We start from the raw sequence: 24,713 nt of genomic DNA on the forward strand, positions 1-24,713 counted from the left end.
ACCCCCGAGAAGCGCGCACTGAGTCGGCTGCAGCCCGCACCCAAAAGGGCGGCGGTCGGCGCACCCGAGGCACCGACCGCCTGACCATCCCTCACCCGAACGTGAAGGATGGAACTGGTCACACGGGCGGGTCGTCCAACGACTGCGCCCGGTGAACGAACCTGCGACGCTCGGCCCCACTGGCCCCGACCGGATGGCGCTCACGGGACGGGTCCGGCTCCGCGCCATCGCTCGAAACGACATCGGTGTCATCGCGATGTTCGCCGACCGTCTCCTCGACGGCCGAACCACCGCCGACCGTGACACCGGCCGACGCACCAACCGGTTGGTCTGCTGTCGGCACAGCCCCGGACTCAGCCCCGGACTCAGCCCCGGCTTCGGCCTCTGCCCCAGCCTCTGACTCAGAACCAGAACCAGAACCAGAACCCGCCCCAGAACCATCGCCCGGCACACGGAACGCCTTGAGCACCCCGAGCGTCCGCCTGCCCCAACCGAACGCGGCCACCCACGTGCTGTCGCGAACGAAGAGGAAGTCGAGGGCGATCATCGCAAGCGAGAACGGCCACAGACCCAGGAGGATCGCGATGCCGAGGTGCATGCCGGAGATCGCGATGAGCGCGAAGATCCTCGACGGCCGCCAGAGCAGCAGCACCGGGAAGAGGAGCTGCGTGTAGAGAGCGACGAACGTGGCGACGTAGACCGCGAAGCTCAGCTGGAAGGTGAGGTCACTCAGCATCGGGAACGGACGGAAGTTGTCGAGGATCACCGAATAGTAGGAGGCGGTCCCGTTCACCCACTCCGGCCCCTGCAGCTTGAGCGTCGCCGAACGGACGTAGACGAGCGCGATCTGGTACCCGCACAGCACGAGTGCCGTGTTGTGCAGCAGCGTCCCCGCCCACGACGGCCACCACGGCACCCGGATCGACCGGGCGGGAGCGAGACCACGTTCAGCACGCCGCTTCCGCAACCAGTCATCGACCGAGAACCGCTGCGACAGATCCGCGAACACCGCGAACAGGAGCGTGATCCGCATGACCGTGTCGCCACCATTGTTCACGAGGTTGCTGTTCGTCGACAAACTGACCCAGAACAGCAGGAGGAACGGCGTGACGAACCGCGTCCGCCAACCCACCGTGAACAGGATCGCGAGGACCGCGAGCACCCCGTAGGAGAGGTCGAAGAGGAACTGGTTGTCCTTCGGGAACAGGAAACCGAAGATCGCCGGATACGGATTCACACCCAGCTCCAGATCGAGCCACTGCGAACCGACACCCCAGATGTAGTGACGGTCGGCAGCGTTGGTCACGAGGACCATCAGCACCACGAGACCGTAGATGATGCGGAACACCGCGAAACTGTACGTCGCATGCTTGGCGCGCAGGCCCCAGTCCGCGAGTCGCGGCAACCACGTCCGCGGGTCCCAGCGCGAAGCCGGTGCAAGCGGCTTCGACCCGTTCGCCGCGGACGTGGATTCGTTGGCACGCGCCTGGCGCGCAGTCCGAGCACTCATCGCGCACTGTACCTTTCCACGACCTCACGGAACGCGGACAGCGTCTCCGGGTCGACCGTCGCATCCGCCTGCCGCCACCCGAACGTCGTCGTCTGCGGTGTGAACTGCGGCTTCGCATCCAGACGGTGCAGAAAATCGTTCGGCCTCGACTGGTACAGACGCCACCGCATCCGTTCGATGTCGTGACCGTAGTACGCGGTCGTGAAGTACGTGAGGAACTCCTTCACGATGCGATCCGACCGCAGCACACGGTTCACATCGAGAACGCTGTCGCCCTTCGTGAGCAGCTTGTCCGCCAACTCCTGCTGCGGAATCGCGCCGAACCCGCCGCCGACCCGCTCGATGAACGTGTCCTTCACCATCAGCCTCTGCTCCGGCGTCAACTGCAGGTACCGCGTGTAGTACGTCTTGATGAGGTTCCAGGAGACCTTGCTCACCCTCGACGGCAACGGATTGCCGGGGATGCTGTGCTCCTCGAGGCCCGTCACGCTCAACCAGGTGCTCTTCACCGGCTTGCCCGCGCCGTCACGCCACTGCACCTGCACCTGCAACTGCTGGTTGTTCTTCAGAATGGTGGGAGCGAAGACGTCCCACTTCTGGGCGAAGTACGGACTGGCCGCCTGCAGCACAGGACTCACCGCCGACTTCGCGGCACTCGCCGGCAACACCATGAACACGCTCAGCGCGACATAGAGCACCACGAGTGCTGCTGCGATGCCGGCGCCCACCTTCGCGCCGACGGGATATGTTCTCGTCATTTCCAGTTCTCCGATCTCGGGGTCGGTTCACAACATCCGATGCATCAACCGCGATGGCTTCCGGTGTTCGGACCGGGCCAGGCTGGTGAATCGGTTCGACCCCGGTGTTCGGACCGGGGTCTGGAGCGATGCGGCCGCCCTTCTGGATGAAGGACGGCCGCATCGAGGTGTTACGCCTTGTCGGTGCGGTGACGACGGGTCAGGAAGACCGCAGCACCTCCCAGCAGGATTACGATGACGCCGGCGAGACCCAGTGGCCCGCCTTCGAACCCGGTGTTCGAGAGGCGTCCACCGGAGGAACCGGAGGAACCGCTCGTTGTGCCGTTGCCCGGGCTGGTGGCATCCGTCACGACGAAGTTCGTCAGCTGACGGGGACCGGTGACCGCACCGGACGTTGCCCCGACGACGGCGACCGAGTGGGCTCCGAGCTCGAAGTCGGCACCGACCGGGAAGCTGAACGTCACCGTCCCGGTGGCACTTGCCGTCTGGGCGGGCAGGGCGATCGGCGTGGAGTTGACGGTCGCGTTGACCGTCTCACCTGCACGGAACCCGGATGCGTAGACCACCTGGGTCACGCCGGTTCCGCGGACGATGGTCGCGTACTTCACGGAGGAGTCGAGACCTGTTTCCGGGCCGTCGGTGCCGTCGGTCGCCTCGGTCGCTTCCGTTGCCTCCGTAGCTTCCGTGGCCTCAGTGGCCTCCGTCGCCTCCGTTGCTTCCGTTGCTTCCGTCGCCTCGGTCGCTTCCGTTGCCTCGGTCGCTTCCGTGGCCTCGGTCGCTTCCGTGGCCTCCGTCGCTTCCGTGGCCTCCGTCGCTTCGGTTGCCTCGGTTGCCTCAGTTGCTTCCGTTGCCTCGGTTGCCTCCGTCGCCTCCGTCGCCTCCGTTGCCTCAGTAGCTTCCGTTGCCTCGGTCGCTTCAGTGGCCTCCGTCGCTTCGGTTGCCTCAGTAGCCTCGGTTGCTTCCGTAGCTTCGGTAGCTTCCGTCGCCTCCGTCGCCTCGGTTGCTTCCGTTGCCTCCGTGGCTTCCGTGGCTTCCGTTGCCTCCGTAGCTTCGGTTGCTTCGGTTGCTTCGGTTGCCTCAGTTGCTTCCGTTGCCTCCGTTGCTTCGGTTGCCTCGGTTGCTTCCGTGGCTTCCGTGGCCTCAGTAGCTTCCGTGGCCTCGGTGGCTTCCGTAGCCTCCGTGGCCTCAGTAGCCTCGGTTGCTTCCGTAGCCTCCGTGGCCTCAGTAGCCTCCGTGGCCTCGGTTGCTTCCGTTGCCTCCGTGGCCTCAGTAGCCTCCGTGGCTTCCGTGGCCTCAGTAGCCTCGGTTGCTTCCGTAGCCTCAGTAGCCTCCGTGGCTTCCGTGGCCTCGGTCGCCTCCGTTGCTTCGGTTGCCTCGGTTGCCTCAGTTGCCTCAGTAGCCTCCGTGGCTTCCGTTGCCTCCGTGGCTTCCGTTGCCTCGGTTGCCTCAGTTGCCTCAGTTGCCTCAGTAGCCTCCGTGGCTTCCGTTGCCTCGGTTGCCTCAGTTGCCTCAGTTGCCTCAGTTGCCTCAGTGGCTTCCGTCGCCTCGGTTGCCTCGGTTGCTTCCGTCGCTTCTGTGGCCTCCGTAGCTTCAGTCGCCCCCGTCTCGACCGTCAGCGCGGTCGTGGCCGGAGTTGCGGAGACCGCACCGGTCGCCGTGATCGTGACGTTCCCGTCGGCGTATCCGACCGGGATCGGCAGGTTGACCGAGATGGTCCCCGTACCCGATGCGGTCGTGGGGACCGAAGGTGCGCCGGGGATCGCGACCGTGACGGCCTCGTTCGGGGCGAAGCCCGTGCCGGTCACCGTTGTGGACCCGCCTGGCTCGACGGTCGTCGGGTTTGCCGTGATCGCCGTGACGTACACGATCGGCTCAACCGCGAGGGAGGCCGTCGCCGGGGCCGCCGAAACGGGACCGCTCGCAGTCACCGTGACCGTCCCGATCGGGTAGTCCGACGGGATCGGGAGCGGAACCGTGAAGATGCCCAGGGCACCCACGACGGCGGTCACTGCGGGCAGGTCAGGAATCGAAACGGAAACCGTCTCCCCCGGAGCGAAGCCCGCGCCGCTGATCTGCGTCGTCCCACCGGGGTTCACCGAGGAGGGCGTCGCGACGATCGCGGTCGTGTACGCGACCGTGATGTCGGTCTCTGCCGGAGTGTTCGACACCGCACCGACCGCCGTCACCGTCACGGGTCCCGGAACGTGATCCGCGGGGATCGGAAGAGCCACGGTGAATCCACCGGTCTCGTTCGTCTGGACCGTGACCGGAGAAGCACCCGGGATCGAGACCGTGACGGTCTCGTTCGGGGCGTAGCCCGTTCCGGTCACAACCGTGGACGTTCCCGGAACGACCGTGGTCGGGTCGACCGTGATCGCCGTCGTGTAGACGATGTTGACGGTCAAGTTGGTCGTCGCAGGCGTGTTCGACACAGCACCGGTCGCCGTAACGACGGCCGTCGTGGACGCGTAATCGGCGGGGACCGGGAGCGCAACCGAGATCGTGCCCTCAGCCGTCGACGTCGTGGTCACGGGGTCGGCGCCAGGGATCGAGACCGTGACGGTCTCGCTCGGTGCGAACCCGGTACCCGTGATCGTCGTCGACGATCCCGCATCGACCGTCGCAGGCGTCGCCGTGATCGCGGTGACATAGGTCGTCGCCTCGACGGTGACGCTCGTCGTGGCCGGAGTGTTCGACACAGCACCGGTCGCCGTCACTGTGACGGGTCCCACTGCCTGACCCGCGGGGATCGGCAAGGCGACGGTGATGCTGCCGTCACTGCCTGCCGTGGTGGTCACAGGGTCCGCGCCGGGGATGGAGACCGAGACGGTCTCACCCGCCGCGAAGCCGGTGCCGGAGACCGTCGTGGATCCTCCCGGAGCGACCGTCGTCGGGTTGGCCGTGATCGCCGTCGTGTAGACCTTCGCCTCGACGGTGACCGCCGTGGTCGCCGGCGTCTGCGACACGGCACCGTTCGCGGAGACCGTGAGCGAACCGATCGCCGCACCCGCGGGAATGCTGATCGGCGCCGAGATCGTACCGGTCGCCGACGACTGCGTCGTCACCGACGTGACACCTGGCGCGCTGATCGTGACCGCCTCATTCGGAGCGAAGCCGGTACCGGTGATCGTCGTGGTGCCGCCGGGGTTGACCGTTCCCGGCGTCGCCGTGATCGCGGTCGTGTAGACGACCGTGATGTCGGTCTCTGCCGGAGTGTCTGATACGGCGCCGACCGCCGTCACCGTGACGGGGCCGGGAACGTAGTCCGCGGGGATCGGGAGGGACACGGTGAATCCACCGGTCTCATTCGTCTGGACCGTGACCGGAGGTGCGCCCGGGATGGAGACCGTGACAGTCTCGTTGGGTGCGTAGCCGGTTCCGGTGACGACCGTGGAGGTTCCGGGGGTGACCGTGGTGGGGTCGACCGTGATCGCCGTCGTGTAGACGATGTTGACGGCCAGGTTGGTCGTCGCGGGCGTGTTCGACACTGCTCCGGTCGCCGTGACGACGGCCGTGGTCGACGCGTAATCGGCCGGGATCGGGAGCGCGACCGAGATCGTGCCCTCAGCCGTGGACGTCGTGGTCACGGGGTCGGCGTCCGGGATCGAGACCGTGACGGTCTCGCTCGGTGCGAAGCCCGTGCCGGTGATCGTCGTGGACGTACCGGCATCGACCGTCGCGGGCGTCGCAGTGATCGCCGTGACGTAGACGATGGACTGAATCGCGAGTCCGGCCGTCGCGGGGGCCGCCGAAACGGGACCGCTCGCGGTCACCGTGACCGTACCGTCCGGGTAGTCCGACGGGATCGGGAGCGGGACCGTGAAGGTGCCATCCGCACCGACGACTGCCGTCACTGCGGGCAGGTCGGGGATCGACACGGAAACCGTCTCCCCCGGAGCAAAGCCCGCGCCACTGATCTGCGTGGTCTCTCCCGGGTTCACCGAAGCGGGTGTCGCAACGATCGCCGTCGTGTAGACGACCGTCGCGTTCCCCTCGGCGGGCGTGTTCGAGATCGAACCCGTCGCCGTGACGGTGACCGGGCCGGCCGGCTGGTTGGATGCCAGCGGCAGGTCGACGACGAAGCCGCCGGTCTCGTTCGCCGTCGCCGTTACCGGAGTGCCGTCCGGGACCGAGACGGTGACCGTCTCACCCGGTGCGAAGCCGGAGCCGCTCACCTGGAGCGTCGTGCCGGGGCCCGTGGTCGTCGGTGTGACGGTGATCGCGGTCGTGTAAACGACGGTGATGTCGGTCTCTGCCGGAGTGTCGGACACGTCGCCGACCGCCGTCACCGTGACGGGGCCTGGGACGTAGTCCGCGGGGATCGGGAGGGAGACGGTGAATCCACCGGTCTCGTTCGTCTGGACCGTGACCGGAGGAGCACCAGGGATGGAGACCGTGACGGTCTCATTCGGCGCGTAACCGGTTCCGGTGACGACCGTGGACGCTCCCGGTGCGACCGTGGTGGGGTCGACCGTGATCGCCGTGTTGTAGACGATGTTGACGGCCAGGTTGGTCGTCGCCGGAGTATCCGGCACCGCACCGGTCGCCGTGACGACTGCCGTCGTGGACGCGTAGTCGGCGGGGACCGGGAGCGCGACCGAGATCGTGCCCTCAGCCGTCGACGTCGTGGTCACGGGGTCGGCGCCAGGGATCGAGACCGTGACGGTCTCGCTCGGTGCGAACCCGGTACCCGTGATCGTCGTCGACGATCCCGCATCGACCGTCGCAGGCGTCGCCGTGATCGCGGTGACATAGGTCGTCGCCTCGACGGTGACGCTCGTCGTGGCCGGAGTGTTCGACACAGCACCGGTCGCCGTCACTGTGACGGGTCCCACTGCCTGACCCGCGGGGATCGGCAAGGCGACGGTGATGCTGCCGTCACTGCCTGCCGTGGTGGTCACAGGGTCCGCGCCGGGGATGGAGACCGAGACGGTCTCACCCGCCGCGAAGCCGGTGCCGGAGACCGTCGTGGATCCTCCCGGAGCGACCGTCGTCGGGTTGGCCGTGATCGCCGTCGTGTAGACCTTCGCCTCGACGGTGACCGCCGTGGTCGCCGGCGTCTGCGACACCGCACCGTTCGCCGAGACCGTGAGCGAACCGATCGCCGCACCCGCCGGAATGCTGATCGGCGCCGAGATCGTGCCGGTCGCCGACGACTGCGTCGTCACCGACGTGACACCTGGCGCACTGATCGTGACCGCCTCATTCGGAGCGAAGCCGGTACCGGTGATCGTCGTGGTGCCGCCGGGGTTGACCGTTCCCGGGGTCGCCGTGATCGCCGTCTCGTAATCGACGACGAGCGTGCCGCGAACCGTCGCCGACCCGAGGCCGATGCTCGCGAGCGACAGCGCCGGAACCAGGCTCACCTGGACTGCCCGGACGGTCGTCGAGCCCGCACCGAGATCACCGACCGCGGGCTGAGCGTTCGCGGTGAGATCCACCGCGAGTCTCACGATGTTGAGCACCGGACCCACCACATTCACGGCGAGGCCGGTCGTGATATTGGTGACGGTCGTAGTGAGCGTCGTGAGCGCCGTGAAGACGCCGCCGACCGTCTGGAGCACGGCGTTGAGCAGGAGTGTCGTGATCTGGTTGAGGCTGAGTCCGAGAACGCTGAGCACGGTGTTGAGCAGATTCGCGACCGCGCCTGTGGCGACGAACGTGGCGCTGCCGTCCTGGATAGCCGAGAGCGGCGCATCCAGCGTCAGCGTCACAGCGTTGGCTCCAAGCACCTTGACCTGGACGACGGCCTTGACCTGGGTGGCCTGAACGGCAGCTTGCACGTTGCTCACGACCGAGGTCAGCTGAGCGGTGATCGCTGCGGTGATGCCTGCGGCGATCGCTGCACCGATGGGGCCGGAGAGCAGCGATGTGTTGGGGCCGAGGTCGTTCAGGTCGGGCAACGTCGGGTCGGAGGCGAGCAGCAGAGCGAGGTCGACGGTGACCGCTCCGGTCGTGAGATCGACCGTTACACCGGTTCCCGATCCGACTGCGCCGGTCGGCAACAGCAGACTCAGGTTCGGAACGGTGACGTTGACGGTCGGCGCGGCGCTGACGACGCCCAGGTTGAGCGCGGGCAGGTTGAGCGCGGTGTTCAACGTGGCCTGTAGACCGTTGAGGACCGTCTGCACGCTGTTCACCGAGCTCTGCAGCTGCGTGTACACGTTCTTGACGAGCGGGCTCTGCAACTTGAGCGTCGCGCCGGCGATCTGGTAGTCGGTCACGGGAGTCGCGCCGCCCGTCTGCGAGACCTGACCGGAGAGCGCGCCGAGCTCGACCGAAGCCGTGTCCAGGATGCCGGCGGTGGGGACGCCGACCCTGGTGAGCAGATTGGTGAGGTTGATGTTCGCGTTGGCGGGAGCCGTGGGGCTGCCTCCCACCGAGATCGCGCCCTGATCGTTGACCGCGCCGGATGCGGCGAGCGCGTCACCGTTGTCCTGGGCCGATGCGTATTGGGCGACGGCGCCGAGGTTGATGACGCCGTTCGGCCGGAAGAGCTGCAGCGAGTCGCCGAGGTTGATGCTGATGGCGTTGAGGACGCTGGCTGAGAGCGGGTCCTGGGCCGTCGGGTGGACGCCGCTGGGGTTCTGGGCGAGAGCGCCCTGCACCGCTGCAACCGAGTCCAAGTTGATGCCGGCTGCTTGTCCTTGGAGGAACCGTCCGAGCGCCTCCGAAGCGTCGGTCGGCGCCGCTGTCGCCGTCGTCGTCGATCCCACGGCGATGAGTGCTCCGACGACCGCTGTCGCGGCCACCTTCCACACTCTGCCTCGTCTGAGTACTTGCTGTCGTTCCCCCACGATGGAACCTTCCCTTCGGTGCACGGGCATCAGACCCGCGCTCGCGGGCTTCAGTCCCGGCCACACTATGGGCGGGCACGCCGTCCCCCACCCGGGGGACGTTGATTCGAGTAGTCGTCGGACCGAAAATCAGTACTGGGTAACGCCACCGAATAGTTCCGCGCCGTTCCGCCCCCGTTCAGGGGGTAGCGGGTGTCACACGGGGTCACGGCACCCGAATGGGGTACGTAGTTTCTACTGAGAACACACAGGCGGGGCGCAGCAAGCACTCGGTCACTACTGATAATGGATCAAGCGAACGCCGGTCACTGGGAGTCCGACGTAGCGAAGAGCACCGCACTGGGGGCGACGCACAATGAACACACAGGGAACTTTGCAGCAACCGGTACCGCAGTCCATGAGATGTTCAGCAAAGCAGCTGGACACCATTCGGACCGGAACTGCCGATGACCACCGACCGGCAGTTTCGGCTGCGTGACGATCATGCACGCCGAAGCCCACACGAGCGCTGCGCTCGTCGATCGGGCGGATACAGCGTCGACCCCGTTCGGCGCGACCCAGTTGAACGCGCTCCGTCGACGGCCGAAGCCGAGTCCGCGGCAGGCGGCGATCGGACGCGCCGTCGAAGTCGTGGAACAGCACACGAGCCTGCTCCTGGTCGCACCGAACGGGTTCGGCAAGACCTATGCCGCCGGCATCGTCGCAGACCGAATCCGGCGAACGGGACGAACCGTCCTCCGCATCGACGCGACCGACCCTGACGCGATCGAATCGCTCCTCGCCTGGCGGACGGCCCCGGCAGGGACAGCGTTCGTCGTCGACGACGGCGCTGCACTCGGCGCCGAGCACGTCCCCGCGATCGTGGAGATCTCTCGATCATCCACGTACACCGTGCTCGTCACCCTCGAACCGGCCAGGGCCGAACTCGAGCCGGAGACCGCACGACTCGATGCCGGCGCCACACGGCTCCTCACCGCCTGGCGGAACGGATCGCTCGCCCGCATCGACCTGCCCGGCCTCGACGACTCCGAAGCGATCGCCGTCACCGCCCTCGCAGCGGGCGACACGGTGCTCGACGACATGACGACGTCGACGATCGTACGGCTGAGCGCCGGTTCGCCCCGGCTCGTCCACGAGCTCACGAAGGACGCCCTCGAAACCGGCGGGTCGTTCTACGTGCCGCGCAGCATCCTGTCGCTCGGCGACTCGGCGATGTCCCCACGACTCCACGATCTGACGCTCCCCCTGCTCGACCGCATCGACGACGAGGGCCGCTACTCCCTCGTGATGCTCGCGAAGCTCGGACCCATCCCGTATGCGCGCGCGTCGCGGCTCATCGGTGAGGCGCCCCTGCACACCCTCCTGCTGCTCGGCCTCGCCCGGAACGACGGGACGGCGCTCGATCGCATCGTCGCGGACGAACTCCACGCGTGGTCGGCGCTGTCCGACTGGCGACGATCCTGGCGCTCACGGCAGATGGGCAACGTGCAACGAGCCCTCATCCGCGACCTCAACCGCGGCTTCCGACTCACGCCCAACGAGCACTTCATCGTCGGGCGGTTCTGGCTCGACGCGGGCGATGCGGACATCCTCGAAGCAGTCACCGCCGAGACCGCCGCGCACCTCTTCCGGACGGCGGCCCACGTCGCCAACGTCGCCGGGCTGCCGAGCGACGGGCACCTGCTGGCCAGCCGGTCGTTCGCGTTCCGCCCATCGTTGGCCGCAGCGCTCCAACAGTCGCGCGCGCTCGCCATGCTCGGCGATCTGGACGGTGCGATCGCCGCCGTCGATGTCCCGTTGAACGTGGAGGCGAGCGACGAGGATCGCAATGAGCTCCTCACCTGGAGCGGCTCGCTCACCAAGTGGGACGCCCGCGGCGCCATCGCGAGCGTCGGCCCGGCCGTCCGCCATGTCGAGGATCCGCAGCACGAACGGCTCCTCACCGAGCACGTCCGACTCGTCGACAGTTGGCGAGACGCCTCCCCGGACAAGGCCGAGGTGATGCAGACGCTCAACGAGCTCCTCGACGATCCGAAGGCGACGGCCTCGACCCGGCTCTACGCCGCCGCATCGCTGCTGTCGAAAGGCAATCCGCTCTGCAACATGACGGAGACGAAACGGGTGCTCGATCGCGGCTACGCGGTCTACCGCCAGCTGAGCTACCACGCGCTGCAACCGCTCTCCCACTCGACTCGCGACGCGAGCGCCATGTTCTTCCTCCTCGCGGGACTCGTCCGGATGGAGGCGGGGTTCCCGTGGGCGGAGCTCGACCACGACATCACGGTGTTCATCGAGCGGGCCGGCATGGCTCGAGGGCAGCTCGCAACCGTCGACCAGTGCGTCGTCGGCATCCTCCGCGGCACGATGGCGCTCATCGATCAGGACACGGAACGCGCCATCGCGGACCTCACCGTCGTCGAACGCCTCCTCGACAACACCCTGCCGCCGGAGGTGCACACGCACGTTTCGCTCTCGCTCGCGCTCGGGTACACGCGCGTCGGACAGGTGGACGAGGCCGCGCGTCGGCGACAGGCCGTCGACGGAACGATCGTCGAAGGATCCAGTTTCCTGCGCATGATCGCCTCGATCGTCGACTTCGCCGTCATCGCGAACACGGAGGGGCCCGCGGCGGCATCGCGTTTCATCAGCGGCATCGCGACGGATCCCGACGAGGCCCCGTCCGCACGGATCTACGCCGCCTACCTCAGTCGGCGGGTCGGCGGGGCCGCCGCTGAAGCAGCCTCGTGGATCCGCAACGTCCCTGCGACCGACCTCACGCCGCTCCCACGAGCATTGCGCACCTACCTGCAGGCCGAGGCTGCGCAGGATGCGACGATCGCCGAACACGCCGCCAGAACGCTCGAGACCATCGGTGCGCGGTTGCGTGCGGCGGAGGCGTACCGGCTCGCCGAACGACTACACCTGGCGGAGGGACGACCGAACCAGTCGCGACGGTGCGGCGAGCACGCGGAACGGGTCTTGGCGATCCGGGGAGTCGATGCGGGTGCGAGTCGCGATGCGGAGGGCGCCGCGGAGCGCGGACCAGGCTCTGACGCGGATCCGGAGGCGGATGGCCGAGCATCGGCCGGGCGCGCGTCGTCGGTCGAATCGGAAGCCGCCGACGCGAAGCCCGCGGCCGCTCAGGCCACCCCGACGACGGAGGTGCGGGAGGCCCGGTCCACCGCAGCCGCTCGGCCCTCGGAATCGGCGAGGATCACCCCGAGCCCGGACGGCGATGCCGAGATCGGTCCCGACCTGAGCGGTCTGACGCGCAGGGAGCTCGAGATCGCTCGGCTCGTCGCAGACGGTCTCAGCAACCAGGAGATCGCCAGCAAGCTGTTCCTCAGTGTCCGGACGGTCGAGTCCCATGTGCTGCAGGCGAGGGCGAAACTCGGTGCTGCGCGCCGTCGTGACCTCGGTCGCCTGGTCATGCCGCCTGCGCCACCCGGCCCCTGAGACCCCGGTCCCAGCGACCCCGGTCCCTGAGACCCCGGTCCCTGCGACCCCGGTCCCTGAGCCTGTCGAAGGGCAACTTCCAACGACCCCCGACCCCGACACTTCGACAAGCTCAGTGCGCGGTCACCGATGACCTGGCGCGCCGACGAGCGTCCACACCTTGCATGTGAAACTCCATACGATAGTCGAATGAAGGGTCAGTCCCCCAACCTCCCGCGGCGACTCCGCGAGCACCACTGGCTCGCCGATCCCCGGCAGCGTCGGATCACCGGCGCCATCGTCACGGTGTGCGCCCTCGTCGCCGTCTTCGGCGTCCGGCTCGTGGAGATCCAGGTGGTTCGCGCCGATGAGTACAACGCAGCGGCCGGCGAGCGGGTCGAGGTGCAGGGCTCCCGTGTGCCCGGTGCGCGTGGGAGCATCCTCGATCGTGATGGCGATGTGCTTGCAGCATCGGTCCCGCGCTTCGATCTGACGGTGTCGCCGAAGGACGCGAAACCGTTCGAACGGGAGGTCGACGGCACCACGATCCAGGTGAGCCGCGAGCAGGCCGCTGCTGAGATCGCGACGGTCACCGGCCAGACGGCGGAGGAGGTCGTTGCCGTCATCGCAGCCGCGCTCGAGACCGACGCGGAGTCCAATTGGGCGATGGTGCGGAAGGCGATGACCCGCGAGCAGTTCGAGCGGATCGATGCGATGGACATCCCCTGGACGTACTTCGAGGAGCGGCAGTCCCGCAGCTACCCACGCGGTTCCGTGGCCGGCAACCTCGTCGGGTTCGTGGGATCGGAGGGCGAAGCGCAGGCGGGCGTCGAACTCCAACACGACGCGTGCCTGACCGGTGAGGACGGGAGCACGAGCTACGTCAGGAGCCGCGACGGCGTCCCGCTCCCCGGCACCCGGCACGACACCGCGCCGCGAAACGGATCCGATGTCGTCCTCACGATCGACGCCGAGTTGCAGTGGCTCGCCCAGCAATCGCTCGCCCGTCGGGCTGTTGAGGTCGGCGCACGGTGGGGCATCGCGACGGTCATGGAAGTGGCGACGGGCAAGTTGCTGGCGGTCGCGGAGTATCCGAGCGCCGATCCGGGCGACATCTCGGCGAGCGCGCCGGAGGACCGTGGGTCGCGCGCCTTCTCGGCACCGTTCGAGCCGGGCTCCACGTACAAGACGCTCACGGCCGCCGCACTCATCGAGGAGGGCGCGGCGGGCCCAGGTTCGGAGATCCTCTCGCCGTACCGGTACATCGCCCCGAACGATGCGGACATCAACGACACCGATCTCCACGGCGATCTCCGCCTCACTCTCACCGGTGTGATGGTGCAGTCCTCCAACACCGGCATCTCGCAGCTCGGCGAGCGCCTCTCCCCGGAGACGCGCGCCGGCTACTTCACCAAGTTCGGGCAGGATCGCGCGACCGAGGTGGGGTTCCCCGGCGAATCGGGCGGAATCCTCGCCGACGTGGACGCGTGGGACAACCAGACGACGTACACGACGATGTTCGGGCAGGGGTTCTCAACGACGGCCATCCAGGGTGCGAGCCTGTACCAGGCGATCGCGAACAACGGCGTGCGGATGCCCGTGCGACTGGTGGAGGGATGTCGGGCGCCGGACGGCGGCATCGACTCACCCGAGCTCGCGCCTGGTGAACGGGTGCTCTCCGAGTCGGCCGCCCAGCAGGTCGGGCTCGTCCTCGAAGCGGTGGATCGGGAGAGCTGGGTGGCGGACCAGGTGGCGATCCCCGGCTACCGTGTCGCGATGAAGACGAGTACAGCCCAGCAGCCAGACGGTTCCGGCGGCTACAGCAAGAGCTACCTGGTGTCGATGGCGGGCTTCGCGCCGGTGGAGGCGCCGCGGTACGTGGTGACGGTGAACCTCGCGGATCCGGTCGACATGAACAACTCTGCTGCGGCCGCTCCCGTGTTTCGCGAGTTGATGTCGTACGCCCTGCGGACGGGTGAGGTGCTCCCGTCGACCACGGACGCCCCCGACCTCCCCCTCGACTACTGACGCGCCGCCCTGCCTCGGCCCCGGTCCCTGAGCCTGTCGAAGGGCACTCCTCCCGACCCCCACCCCCACACTTCGACAAGCTCAGTGACCGGACGGCGGCCCCGGCCCCTGAGCCTGTCGAAGGGCGCTCCTCCCGACCCCCACCCCCACACTTCGACAACCTCAGTGACCGGACACGGCCGCCCGGTCCCTGAGCCTGTCGAAGGGCACTCCACACTGCAGACGAACCGACAGCCCGCGATCAGTCCGCGGCGGGGCCCTTGAACCGCACCGCGACCACGAGCCCACCGGTCTCCGGCGCGTGCAACTCGAGCCGTGCGGCATGGGCCTCGACGATCCGCGCCACGAGCGCCAGCCCCAGCCCGCTGCCCTCTGCTCCCGCTCGGCCACCCGCGACGCGCCCCACGCCACGCACGAACGGCTCCGTCAGCGTCCCGAGCAGTTCGGACGGCACGACGGGGCCGGTGTTCACGACGACGAGCTCGACTGCACCGTCCTGCAGGGTCCGGACCCGAGCCTCGACGCGACCGCCCGCCCCTGTGTTGTGGCGGATCCCGTTGAGCACCAGGTTCGACACGAGCTGTCGCAGCAGCGCATCGTTCCCGTCGAGGTAGCTCTCGCCGAGCGACGTCCACACGGAGATCCCGCCCGTCTCGGCGACCGACCGGAGCCCTTCGACGACGTCGGAGACGAGCTCGTCGAGGTCGACGGGACCGCGAGTCAGGGCACGTCCTTCCTCGAGCGAGGCGAGGGCGAGCAGCGCCTCGACGATCTCGATGCCCCGACGGTTCGTCGCATCGAGCCGTTCGACCAGCCGGCGCACGTCGACACCGTCTGGGTTCGCGACCGCGACGTCGAGCATCATCCGTTCGATCGCATACGGCGTGCGCAGCTCGTGCGATGCGTTCGCCGCGAACCGCCGCTGCTCGTCGAACGAACGTTGCAGGCGGTCGAGCATGGAGTCGAACGTCTCGGCGAGTTGACGGAACTCGTCGTGGGGGCCGCGCAATTGCACCCGCTGGTCGAAGGCCCCCGTCGACACCCGTCGTGCCACGGCGTTGATCCGCTGCAGGGGCCGGAGCATCCGCCCGGCCAGGAACCATCCGCCCACGAGTCCGATGACGGCGAGGACGAGCCCCACCTGCCACAGCCTCGGCCACAGCGCGCGGAGCAGGTCGCTGCGGTTGGGCGCGTAGCCGGATTCTCCCGTGAGGTATTCGTCCGGCACGAATCGGATCAGGTAGAAGAGGAGCGCGAACAACGCGACGCCCGCCACGAGCAGGAATCCCGCGTAGCTGAGGGTCAGGCGAAACCGCGCGCTGGAGAGGAATCCGACCGAGTCCTCGGGAGGCGCATCGGCCGCCCGCAACGAATCACCCATCCTCACACCGTAGACGTCTCCACCTGTTGTGGACGTATGGCAGTGCCCGCTCCACCATCTGCTGTTCACAACTCAGGACGGCCCCGGCGTGTCGGACGCGCGTGGCGGCGTGTCGATGCCGACACGCCGGATCGCTCCTGAGTTGTGAACAGAGACGGGATGGGTGGGCGCGACGCTTCGACAGGCCCAGCGAGCGGACACCAGGAGCCCTGCGACCGGATCGGAGCAACCGGCCGCGGGACTCCGGTCCGGATCGGAGCGACCGGCCGCGGGACTCCGGTCCCTGAGCCTGTCGAAGGGCGGCTCGAGACACCAGCCCCCCGCCGCTCTCCACGAGCACGGCGACAGGTCAGTCGAGGTCGGGGGCAGGCGCGGCGTCGCGGTCGCGGTCCTCCAGACGACGCACACGACGATTCCCGATGATCGCAGCGATGCCGGCTCCCGCGAGGATCGCACCGGCCACGAGCACGGGGACGAATTCAACACCCGTGCTGCTCAACCCACCCGAACCGCCGGATCCGCCGGCCCCGACCGGAGGGGAGGTCGGCACACCTGGCCCGCCCGGGTCCTCAGGGATCACGACGTCGGTCCCGGAGACGGTCAGGACGAACACGAAGCGCACGGCATCGCGTTGCATCGCGTTCGTGGCGGTCGCATCGAGGCCCACGGCGATGTCGAGCCGCACCTCGCCCCGAGGCATCGCCGCCACCACCTCGACCGCGTCCTCGTCACGGAGCAGATCCGCGAGCCGGGCCGTCTTCACCGGGCCGCCGGGCGTCGACAGCGTGACGGAGAGTTCCTGCTCGAACGCGTTCGGCTCGCTCAGCGGCCGGGCCCGCACCACGAGCGAGCCGTTCACGCCCGCACCGTGCCGGATCAGGTAGGCGTCCGTCACCTGACTCCCGGGAACCACGCGCTGCCCGGAGAACAGCTGGCCGGTCGAGGCCGGAGTCGTTCCGTCGGCCATCGTCACGGTCCAGCTGCGATCGGGCGGCGCCGATGCGAGCGAAGGCGCGGATGCGGATGCCGCAGCGGCCGTCGCAACAGACGCAGACACAGGAGCAGGCACAGGCGCCGATGCCGCAGCAGCCGGCCCGCCCGAGAGCAGCACACACCCGAGCGCGACCGCCGCCCCGGCCCCGGGCATCCTCATCGACCGCAGCATCACTGCAGCACGATCTCGACGACGAGGTCCACGGGAGGCGCCGTCGTTCCCGTCCACATCACCACGACCCAGCTCATGGTGTTGCCGCTCGAGCTCGCGTACAGCGTGGTCGTCGCGGCGGTCGTCGCCGTCATGGTCGTGTTGAGCGGCACCGACCCGCACAGCAGGAGCCCGAGCACACCGCATTCGCCGTTGAGGTAGGCGCCGCCACCGCCCCAGTTGACGGTGGCGAGGGTCCGGGCCGGGTAGGTGACCGGAGCGGTCGTCGATCCTGCCCACGGATTCGCCGAGAACGCGGAGGAGAACGGGACCGCGGTCGTCGACACGACGCAGCTCGCCAGCAGGAGGCTCGTCGCCCACGTGCACTGCGGCGGATCAGCGGTTGGAGCGGCGTTCGTCCGGTTCCCTCCGACCATCCAGCTGTATCGACGCAGGTCACCGGTCGGAACGAGGAGCGGGGCGGTCGCATCGACGGACGCTGCGGTCGACAACGTCGCGAGCTGGGCTCCGAGGGAACCGGCCGTGTTCGGATTGAGGCGGGATGTCGGAGCGAGGACGGCATCGCTGCCCACGGACCAGGTGCGCGGCGGAATCGTGATGGCATTCGCCCATCCCATGACCTTGAGCGAATCGTTGACCATCGCAGCGGAGGTCGGGTCCTGGCAGCTCCAGACGCGAGCCGCCAGGTTCTTGTTGCCGCCGGCGGGGTTCCACACGGTCGTGTTGGCGACGGGGATGATCGCCATCCGGGTCGTGGGCGTCGCCGTGAGTGCGGGGACGTCGCTCAAGCGGATGTAGGCCGGGTTCGTCGCTGGGTCCGGCGAGATGCACCAGGCGCCGGTGCCTGCAGATCCAGCCGCCGCGGGAAGCGATGCCTGGAACTGGGCCGACGTCGATGCCGTGGGCATGAGGAGCAGCACGGACAGCATCGCGAGGGCGGCGACGAGGATCGAACCGCGGCCGGATCGGGCACGCGATCGTGGGCGGGCGGTCGCGGCGCTCACGACTGCGTCCTCGGGAGCTGGGTGAGGTTGACGGTCGGCGCGAAGTCGAACATCCCGGCCACGCTCGTCGTCGTGCTGCGATACTGGTACAGGGGCGAGAGACCGGTTGCGGCGAGCGCGAACGTCACGAGGACCGTCGCTGATTCACCGGGCAGGAGTGAGACACGGGCCGAGAGCGGCGGCGAACAGGCGATGCCGGCGGCCGTCACGCATCCGGTCGTCGTCGCCCCGAGGGCCGTGGCACCCTTCGTCACGGTCGAGGTGACGGAGAGGTACGGCAGAGCCGCCGCGTAGGCGACCGAGGACGTCACGGTGCTCGCGAACACGAGGGTGATCTCGGCGCGGAGCGATGACGGAGCGGTCGCCCCCGTCACGACGGACGTGTTCGTGACCGTGTAGGTGAACGTCTGTGCGGACTGGCCCGGGATCATCCCCTGCGAGCCAGTCCGCACAACGGTGTTCGTCGGCACCGACCCCGTCACCGGGTACCCGATCGTCGGCGCCGTCACCGTCCCCGTGATCCCACCCGACGTGATCACGGTGGCCTGTCCAAGTTGTGTGCCTCCCCATTTCGCCTGGGTGACCGCTCCCCCGAGCAGCAGCACCCCGGCGAGCGCGGCGGCCGCTGCCACCAGCAGTGGTCGTCTCATCGGAACCCCCGTTCCACCCGGCCCGCGGCACCGGTCGAGTCGTCGACCGGGCCACGGATCGTGCTGCACGTGTTGCGCGGCACCGTGAGGGGACCGCTTGAAACCGCCGTTACGGAGCCGCTGGCGTTTCCGGGATCTGTGTGAGGTTGTACTGGAGTTGGTAGTTCGTCGTGAGGGTCTTCGTCGTGTTGTCGACTGCGGTGCCCCACGGGAAGGTGACCGTGACGGTCACGGGGATCGTCGTGGTGCTGGCCGCCAGGGTGAGCGGGTTGCCTGGCGTGTAGGCGGTGCCGTTGACCGTCACCGCGGGCTGGAGCGCCGTGCTGAGTGCGTTGGCCGGCGGGGTCACGCGGGTGAGCGTGAACTGCGCCTTGTTGTTCTCACCCGTGATGGTGACGGGCACGTTGATGGTCTTCGACAGGACGTCACCTGGGACGATGAGCTGGTTCGTGTATGCGACACCCGCGGGCTCGGCGGTTCCCGCGGGCAGATCCGCCGCCTTCTGCTGCAGCGACCAACCGGTGCCGTCGGTGAACGTCCCGAACTTCAGATCGCCAGCCGCGATCGTGACCGCGTCGCCCGTCTTCGTGTCGTTCCAGTACGCGAGCGTGCCGGCGCCACCGAGCAGCAGAGCCGCCCCTGCCACGCCCGCGATTGCTGCTTTGGTGATCTTCTTCACGCTGTGTCCCCCGTTCAAGGTCCAATATCAGGCCTCACGGTACGTCCGATGCGTGGACTGCTCCACAGTAGAAACCACGGGGTTCCTCAGTAGTAACCACTGAATTCGGAGCCGCTTCCGAGTTTCCGTCGCGTCCCCGGTCACTGAGCAACCGGCCCGGTCACTGAGCAACCGGCCCCGGTCACTGAGCCTGTCGAAGTGCCCCACCACCCGAACTCTCCCCTTCGACAAGCTCTGGGACCGGATCGGCGACCGGCTCAGGGACCGGATCGGCGACTGGCTCTGGGACCTGCTCCTTCCGACGCCCGCGCCACGCGGACACGACGAGGAACGCCGCGTAACCGAGCAGCCCGACCCCGATCGCCTGGGCGAGCCAGTAGCGCTGGAATCCCGTGCCGATGGCGGTCGCGTAGCCGACGAGCGGCACCCCGAACCAGACGACGCCGCGCACTTGCTCCTCGCGGACCCCGCCTGCATCCTCGGTGCGGTTCGCATCGCCCTTCGTCCGGAGGAGCGTCCCTCCCTCGCCGACATCGATCGCGACCACCCGGTGCGTGACGACCTCCGGTTGCCCCGATTTCAGCTGGAAGGTGATGACATCGCCGACTCTGATCTGGTCGAACGGCTCCGGCCTCACGACGACGACGGCGCCGGGCGGGTAGGTGGGCGTCATCGAACCCGTCTCCACCGTGTACGGGGTCGAACCCGTCACGCGCGGCACGATGACGAGGAGCACGACGAGCCCGATCGTGACGATGGCAACGCCCCAGGCGATGACTGTGCCGAGCAGGCGGATCCATCGCGGCACGCGCTCTCCGGCACGAGGGCGCGCCGCGTGGCGTGCCGGGACGGCGTCGGCGACTGTCACGATCGTTCGGTCCGCCGTCGCGTCCGCGGCCGGCGGCCCGGAGACTCTCGTTTCGGCGGACATGGCCAGAGCCTAGCCGCGCCGCCGCGACAGCCGGCCGTCTCCGACTACTGGTTTTTCCGGCCGAGGGTGGAGACACTTCGACAGGCTCAGTGACCGGGTGGCGTCGGTCCCTGAGCACTTCGACAGGCTCAGCGACCGGGTGCGGTCAGGCCCGGTCCCTGAGCTTGTCGAAGGGGAGAGCTCGAGGAGCGGGCACTTCGACAGGCTCAGCGACCGGGTGCGGTCAGGCCCGGTCCCTGAGCTTGTCGAAGGGGAGAGCTCGAGGAGCGGGCACTTCGACAGGCTCAGCGACCGGGTACGGGTCAGCGACCGGGTGCGGGTCGGTGACCGGTCGTGGTCTGCATTCCTGGAGGGCTAAACGTTCTCGTTACACCGCACAGCGCAGACTCGTCTCCAAGCTCGCATTCGGCGGGCAGGAAGGACCGGACCGATGAGCATCCTCACCATCCGCCGTACCGGCAAGACCCCGACCGCCCCCGTGCGGAACCCGCGCGAGAAGCGCACCCCGAACCTCACCCACGCCGCGCTCGACGACCCCTACCTCGCGTTCGTCCGCTGGCGTGCGGCCGGTCGTCCCACGCCCGACCGCGCACCGCTCGCGGGCAAGGACGTCCGCGAAGGACATCCGCTGGGAACGTCAGGCATGTCCGCCGGCGAACCCCGCTAGCTCGAAACGGCTGCGACCGTCTGGCGCGCGATCTCGAGCTCCTCGTTGGTGGGCACCACGAGGATCGTGACCGCGGAGTCGTCCCGGGAGATCACCCGCACACCACGATCGTCGGCCTCATTGCGCTCGGGATCCAAACGGATGCCGAGCGCTTCGAGCCCCGACACCGCCCCGGCGCGCACAGCAGGCGCGTTCTCGCCGACACCCGCCGTGAACACGATCACATCGAGCCCGCCGAGGATCGCGAAGTACGCGCCCAGGTAGTGCCGCAACCGGTGCAGGTACACGTCGAGCGCGAGCTGCGCCGCATCGTCCCCCTGTTCCGAGGCGTCCCGCACGTCGCGCATGTCGCCACGGCCGGAGAGCCCGAGGAGTCCGCTCTGCCGGTTGAGGAGGGTGTCGAGATCGTCGAACCCGAGACCGGCTTTGCTATGCAGGTGGAAGAGGACCGCAGGATCGAGATCGCCCGAGCGCGTGCCCATCACGAGTCCTTCGAGTGGCGTCATGCCCATCGACGTGTCGACCGACTTCCCGCCGTCGATGGCGCACGCGGACGCGCCGTTGCCGAGGTGGAAGACGATCTGCTTGAGCTCGTCGAGCGGACGCTCGAGATATGCGGCGGCCGCCTCTGACACGAACTTGTGCGAGGTGCCGTGGAAGCCGTATCGGCGGACGCGATGCTTCTCCGCGAGCTCCGCATCGATCGCGTAGGTGTACGCGGCGGGCGGAAGCGTCTGGTGGAAGGCGGTGTCGAACACGGCCACGTGCGGCACGTCGGGGAACGCCTTCTGCGCCGCCTCGATGCCCTGCAGGTTGGCGGGGTTGTGGAGCGGAGCGAGCTCGGCGAGGTCCTCGATGTTGATCTTCACGAGATCCGTGATGATCGTCGGTTCGAAGAAGCGCTTGCCGCCGTGCACGACCCGGTGGCCGACCGCGATCGGCGGGTGCTCGGCGAGCGACGGACCGTGGTCCTCGAACGCCTGCAGCATGACCGCGAACCCCGAGGTGTGGTCGGCGATGTCCGCCTGGATGTCCCAGCGAACGTCCGGGCCGGGATTGCCCGCGCTCTCGTAGCGGTGCGTCGCGAAGGATCCGGCATCGCCGATCCGTTCGACGAGGCCGCTCGCGAGCGTCTCCTCCGACTCCACGTCGATGAGCTGGTACTTGAACGACGACGAACCGGAGTTCACCACGAGGACCGTCGACATGCGGCTATTCCTTCTCTTCGGCCGGGACGGCCTGTTCCTGGGCCTGGATGGCCGTGATCGCGACCGTGTTGACGATGTCCTGCACGAGTGCGCCGCGCGAGAGGTCGTTGATGGGCTTGTTGAGTCCCTGCAGCACGGGACCGATCGCCACCGCGCCCGCCGAGCGCTGCACTGCTTTATAGGTGTTGTTGCCCGTGTTGAGGTCGGGGAAGATGAACACCGTCGCGCGGCCGGCGACCTGCGACTCCGGCATCTTCGTCGCAGCCACTGCGGCATCGGCTGCCGCGTCGTACTGGATCGGGCCCTCGACGAGGAGGTCAGGTCGGCGCTCGCGCACCTGTTCCGTCGCGGATCGCACCTTCTCCACATCGGCTCCGGAACCGGACGTGCCGGTGGAGTAGGAGAGCATCGCGATGCGCGGGTCGATGCCGAACTGCACGGCCGTCTCCGCGGAGGAGATCGCGATGTCCGCGAGCTGCGCGTCGCTCGGATCCGGGTTCACGGCGCAGTCGCCGTAGACGAGGACGCGGTCGGCGAGCGCCATGAGGAACACGCTCGACACGACGGAGACGCCGGGCTTCGTCTTGATGATCTCGAACGACGGCCGGATCGTGTGCGCCGTCGTGTGCGCGGCCCCGGAGACCATGCCGTCGACGAGACCGAGGTGGACCATCATCGTGCCGAAGTAGGAGACGTCGGTGACGACGTCGGCGCCCATCTCGAGCGTCACTCCCTTGTGTGCGCGGAGCCGGGTGTACTCCTCGGCGAAGCGCTGGCGGAGGACCGCGTCGAACGGGCTGATGACCTTCGCCTTGCCGAGGTCGATGCCGAGCTCGATCGCGCGGGACCGCACCTCGATCTCCTCACCGAGGATCGTGAGATCGACGACGTCGCGGGCGAGCAGGGTTCCGGCGGCGCGGAGGATGCGATCGTCGTCGCCCTCGGGGAGGACGATGTGCTTGCGGTTCGACCTGGCGCGCTCCAGGAGGCCGTACTCGAACATGAGCGGGGTGACGACATCGGCGCGGGCCACGTCGAGCAGTTCGAGGAGGAGTTCTGAGTCGACGCTCTGCTCGAAGAGGGCGAGGGCCGTGTCGTATTTGCGCTGCGAGTCCGCGGCGAGGCGACCGCGCGTGTGCATCACGCGGACGGCCGTGTCGTAGGTGCCGAGTTCCGTGCTGACGATGGGGAGCGTCACACCGAGGCCGGAGACGAGCCGGACGACGGGCTCCGGCAGCTCGAAGCCGCCGTTCAGGACGACGCCGGCGATCGACGGGAAGGTGCCGGACGCGTTCGCCATGAGCGCCGCGAGGAGGACTTCGGAGCGGTCGGCGGGGATCACGAGGACGGCGCCCTCGGTGAGGCGCGGGAGCACGTTCACCATCGACATGCCTGCGACGACGACGCCGAGCGCCTCACGGCTGAGGAGCTCCTCGCTGCCCATGAGGAGCGTTCCGTCGACGGCTTCGAGGATGCTGCCCATCGTCGGCGCGATGAGGAAGGTGTCCTCGGGAACGGCCCACACGGGGATGTCGGTGCGGCGGACGCGCTCGTTGAGGTCCGCGGCGGCTGGATCGTTGGCATCAGGGCTGGGCGTCGGTGCATCGCTGCCGGGGACTGATGCGGGGGTGTCTGCTGCCGGAGCGTCTGCTGCCGCGGTCCCCGCGTTCCGCTCGTCGATCGCGTCCTGCACGTGTCGGCCGACGTTGCGGAGGCGACGGCGGACACGAGCGCGGACCCGCTGACGCAGGCTGCCGGCAGGTGCCGCCGGGAGCGCGTCCTCGATCGCTTCCTCGATCTCGTCGAGTCGTTCCGGATCTGCGCGGTTGGCGACGATAGCGAGGAGCTGCGCGTGCGCATCGCTCAACTCGATGAGGGCGAGTTCCGCGATGTGCCGCATGTCCTCGGGCGTTCGCGAGTCGGACTGGCCGAGCTGCTCGCCCGCACCCTGACCGGCGCGACCGCCGAGGACGAGGAGCACTGGTGCGCCGAGGTTCGTGGCGATGCGCGCGTTGTACCCGAGTTCCGTGGGGCTGCCGACGTCCGTGTAGTCGGAGCCGAGGATCACCACGGCGTCGCACTGCGCTTCGATGCGCTTGTAGCGCTCGACGATGCGGGACAACGCCGCTTCCGGGTCTGCGTGGACGTCGTCGTATCCGACGCCGATGCAGTCCTCGTAGCTGAGGTCGACGCCGTCATGCTCGAGGAGCATCTGCAGGACGTAATCGGGATCCGTGGTGGACCGGGCGATGGGGCGGAAGACGCCCACTCGTTCGATCTGGTGGCTCAGGGTGTCGAGGACCCCGAGCGCGATCGTCGACTTACCGGAGTGCCCCTCGGCGGAGATGATGTATATGCTTCGCGCCACCCTGCAAGCCTATGGCCGACAGGTGTGCGCTCGCTGGGCGTCGACGCCCCGATCCCCGATCTGCACATCTGCACAATTCCGGAAATCATGGGGCTCATGTGACCGAAACGACCGATATCGCCGGATTTCGTC

14 protein-coding genes are annotated in these 24,713 nt (G+C 68.3%); 3 read left to right on the plus strand and 11 right to left on the minus strand.

What is annotated here, in order from left to right; genetic code table 11:
• Window positions 1-118: 118 nt before the first annotated feature.
• The 3 genes from ACQ3HB_RS10035 to ACQ3HB_RS10045 form a co-directional block, all read right to left on the minus strand.
• A complete protein-coding gene (locus ACQ3HB_RS10035; protein ID WP_430919907.1) occupies window positions 119-1,510 on the minus strand; it encodes an HTTM domain-containing protein in 1,392 nt (463 codons plus the stop codon).
• Complete coding sequence (locus ACQ3HB_RS10040; protein ID WP_430919908.1) at window positions 1,507-2,268, minus strand: DUF5819 family protein; 762 nt, start codon at window positions 2,266-2,268, stop codon at window positions 1,507-1,509. The genes ACQ3HB_RS10035 and ACQ3HB_RS10040 overlap by 4 nt, the downstream gene beginning before the upstream one ends.
• Window positions 2,269-2,438: 170 nt before the next feature.
• The gene (locus tag ACQ3HB_RS10045; protein WP_430919909.1) at window positions 2,439-9,020 is read right to left on the minus strand and encodes a choice-of-anchor G family protein; all 6,582 of its coding nucleotides are present in this window, start codon (window positions 9,018-9,020) and stop codon (window positions 2,439-2,441) included.
• 528 nt (window positions 9,021-9,548) lie between these two features.
• On the opposite strand from ACQ3HB_RS10045, the gene ACQ3HB_RS10050 reads away from it, so the two are divergent.
• On the plus strand, window positions 9,549-12,521 hold the full coding sequence (locus ACQ3HB_RS10050; RefSeq protein ID WP_430920030.1) for a helix-turn-helix transcriptional regulator: 2,973 nt from the start codon (window positions 9,549-9,551) through the stop codon (window positions 12,519-12,521).
• Between the two features lie 189 nt (window positions 12,522-12,710).
• Entirely contained in the window at window positions 12,711-14,528 is a 1,818-nt protein-coding gene (locus ACQ3HB_RS10055) for a peptidoglycan D,D-transpeptidase FtsI family protein (RefSeq protein WP_430919910.1), read from the plus strand.
• A 241-nt stretch (window positions 14,529-14,769) separates the two neighbouring features.
• Here the strand turns inward: ACQ3HB_RS10055 and ACQ3HB_RS10060 are convergent, their stop codons facing one another.
• The 6 genes from ACQ3HB_RS10060 to ACQ3HB_RS10085 form a co-directional block, all read right to left on the minus strand.
• The gene (locus tag ACQ3HB_RS10060; RefSeq protein WP_430919911.1) at window positions 14,770-15,909 is read right to left on the minus strand and encodes a sensor histidine kinase; all 1,140 of its coding nucleotides are present in this window, start codon (window positions 15,907-15,909) and stop codon (window positions 14,770-14,772) included.
• A gap of 349 nt (window positions 15,910-16,258) precedes the next feature.
• The gene (locus ACQ3HB_RS10065; protein WP_430919912.1) at window positions 16,259-16,966 is read right to left on the minus strand and encodes a hypothetical protein; all 708 of its coding nucleotides are present in this window, start codon (window positions 16,964-16,966) and stop codon (window positions 16,259-16,261) included.
• A gap of 107 nt (window positions 16,967-17,073) precedes the next feature.
• Complete coding sequence (locus ACQ3HB_RS10070) at window positions 17,074-18,078, minus strand: hypothetical protein (RefSeq protein WP_430919913.1); 1,005 nt, start codon at window positions 18,076-18,078, stop codon at window positions 17,074-17,076.
• Entirely contained in the window at window positions 18,075-18,728 is a 654-nt protein-coding gene (locus ACQ3HB_RS10075; RefSeq protein ID WP_430919914.1) for a hypothetical protein, read from the minus strand. The genes ACQ3HB_RS10070 and ACQ3HB_RS10075 overlap by 4 nt, the downstream gene beginning before the upstream one ends.
• A gap of 109 nt (window positions 18,729-18,837) precedes the next feature.
• The gene (locus ACQ3HB_RS10080) at window positions 18,838-19,407 is read right to left on the minus strand and encodes an alternate-type signal peptide domain-containing protein (protein ID WP_430919915.1); all 570 of its coding nucleotides are present in this window, start codon (window positions 19,405-19,407) and stop codon (window positions 18,838-18,840) included.
• A 181-nt stretch (window positions 19,408-19,588) separates the two neighbouring features.
• Window positions 19,589-20,338: a signal peptidase I gene (locus ACQ3HB_RS10085; protein WP_430919916.1), complete on the minus strand. Its 750-nt coding sequence runs from the start codon at window positions 20,336-20,338 to the stop codon at window positions 19,589-19,591.
• Between the two features lie 430 nt (window positions 20,339-20,768).
• On the opposite strand from ACQ3HB_RS10085, the gene ACQ3HB_RS10090 reads away from it, so the two are divergent.
• Window positions 20,769-21,005 (plus strand): hypothetical protein, encoded by a 237-nt coding sequence (locus ACQ3HB_RS10090; protein ID WP_430919917.1) that lies wholly within the window; start codon window positions 20,769-20,771, stop codon window positions 21,003-21,005.
• Here ACQ3HB_RS10090 and ACQ3HB_RS10095 read toward each other — a convergent pair.
• Both ACQ3HB_RS10095 and pta read right to left on the minus strand, forming a co-directional pair.
• Window positions 21,002-22,213 carry an acetate/propionate family kinase gene (locus ACQ3HB_RS10095; RefSeq protein ID WP_430919918.1) on the minus strand — a complete coding sequence of 404 codons (1,212 nt, stop codon included), beginning with the start codon at window positions 22,211-22,213 and terminating at the stop codon, window positions 21,002-21,004. The genes ACQ3HB_RS10090 and ACQ3HB_RS10095 overlap by 4 nt on opposite strands.
• Before the next feature lie 4 nt (window positions 22,214-22,217).
• The gene (pta, locus tag ACQ3HB_RS10100; protein WP_430919919.1) at window positions 22,218-24,581 is read right to left on the minus strand and encodes a phosphate acetyltransferase; all 2,364 of its coding nucleotides are present in this window, start codon (window positions 24,579-24,581) and stop codon (window positions 22,218-22,220) included.
• Window positions 24,582-24,713 lie beyond the last annotated feature (132 nt).

Source organism: Plantibacter lichenum (genome assembly GCF_050587525.1).
GTDB lineage: Bacteria > Actinomycetota > Actinomycetes > Actinomycetales > Microbacteriaceae > Plantibacter.

Coding starts and splice junctions, on each gene's coding strand:
- ACQ3HB_RS10035 (WP_430919907.1), bottom strand. CDS start 1,510: ATGAGTGCTCGGACTGCGCGCCAGGCGCGTGCCAACGAATCCACGTCC.
- ACQ3HB_RS10040 (WP_430919908.1), bottom strand. CDS start 2,268: ATGACGAGAACATATCCCGTCGGCGCGAAGGTGGGCGCCGGCATCGCA.
- ACQ3HB_RS10050 (WP_430920030.1), top strand. CDS start 9,549: ATGCACGCCGAAGCCCACACGAGCGCTGCGCTCGTCGATCGGGCGGAT.
- ACQ3HB_RS10055 (WP_430919910.1), top strand. CDS start 12,711: ATGAAGGGTCAGTCCCCCAACCTCCCGCGGCGACTCCGCGAGCACCAC.
- ACQ3HB_RS10060 (WP_430919911.1), bottom strand. CDS start 15,909: ATGGGTGATTCGTTGCGGGCGGCCGATGCGCCTCCCGAGGACTCGGTC.
- ACQ3HB_RS10075 (WP_430919914.1), bottom strand. CDS start 18,728: ATGAGACGACCACTGCTGGTGGCAGCGGCCGCCGCGCTCGCCGGGGTG.
- ACQ3HB_RS10085 (WP_430919916.1), bottom strand. CDS start 20,338: ATGTCCGCCGAAACGAGAGTCTCCGGGCCGCCGGCCGCGGACGCGACG.
- ACQ3HB_RS10090 (WP_430919917.1), top strand. CDS start 20,769: ATGAGCATCCTCACCATCCGCCGTACCGGCAAGACCCCGACCGCCCCC.
- ACQ3HB_RS10095 (WP_430919918.1), bottom strand. CDS start 22,213: ATGTCGACGGTCCTCGTGGTGAACTCCGGTTCGTCGTCGTTCAAGTAC.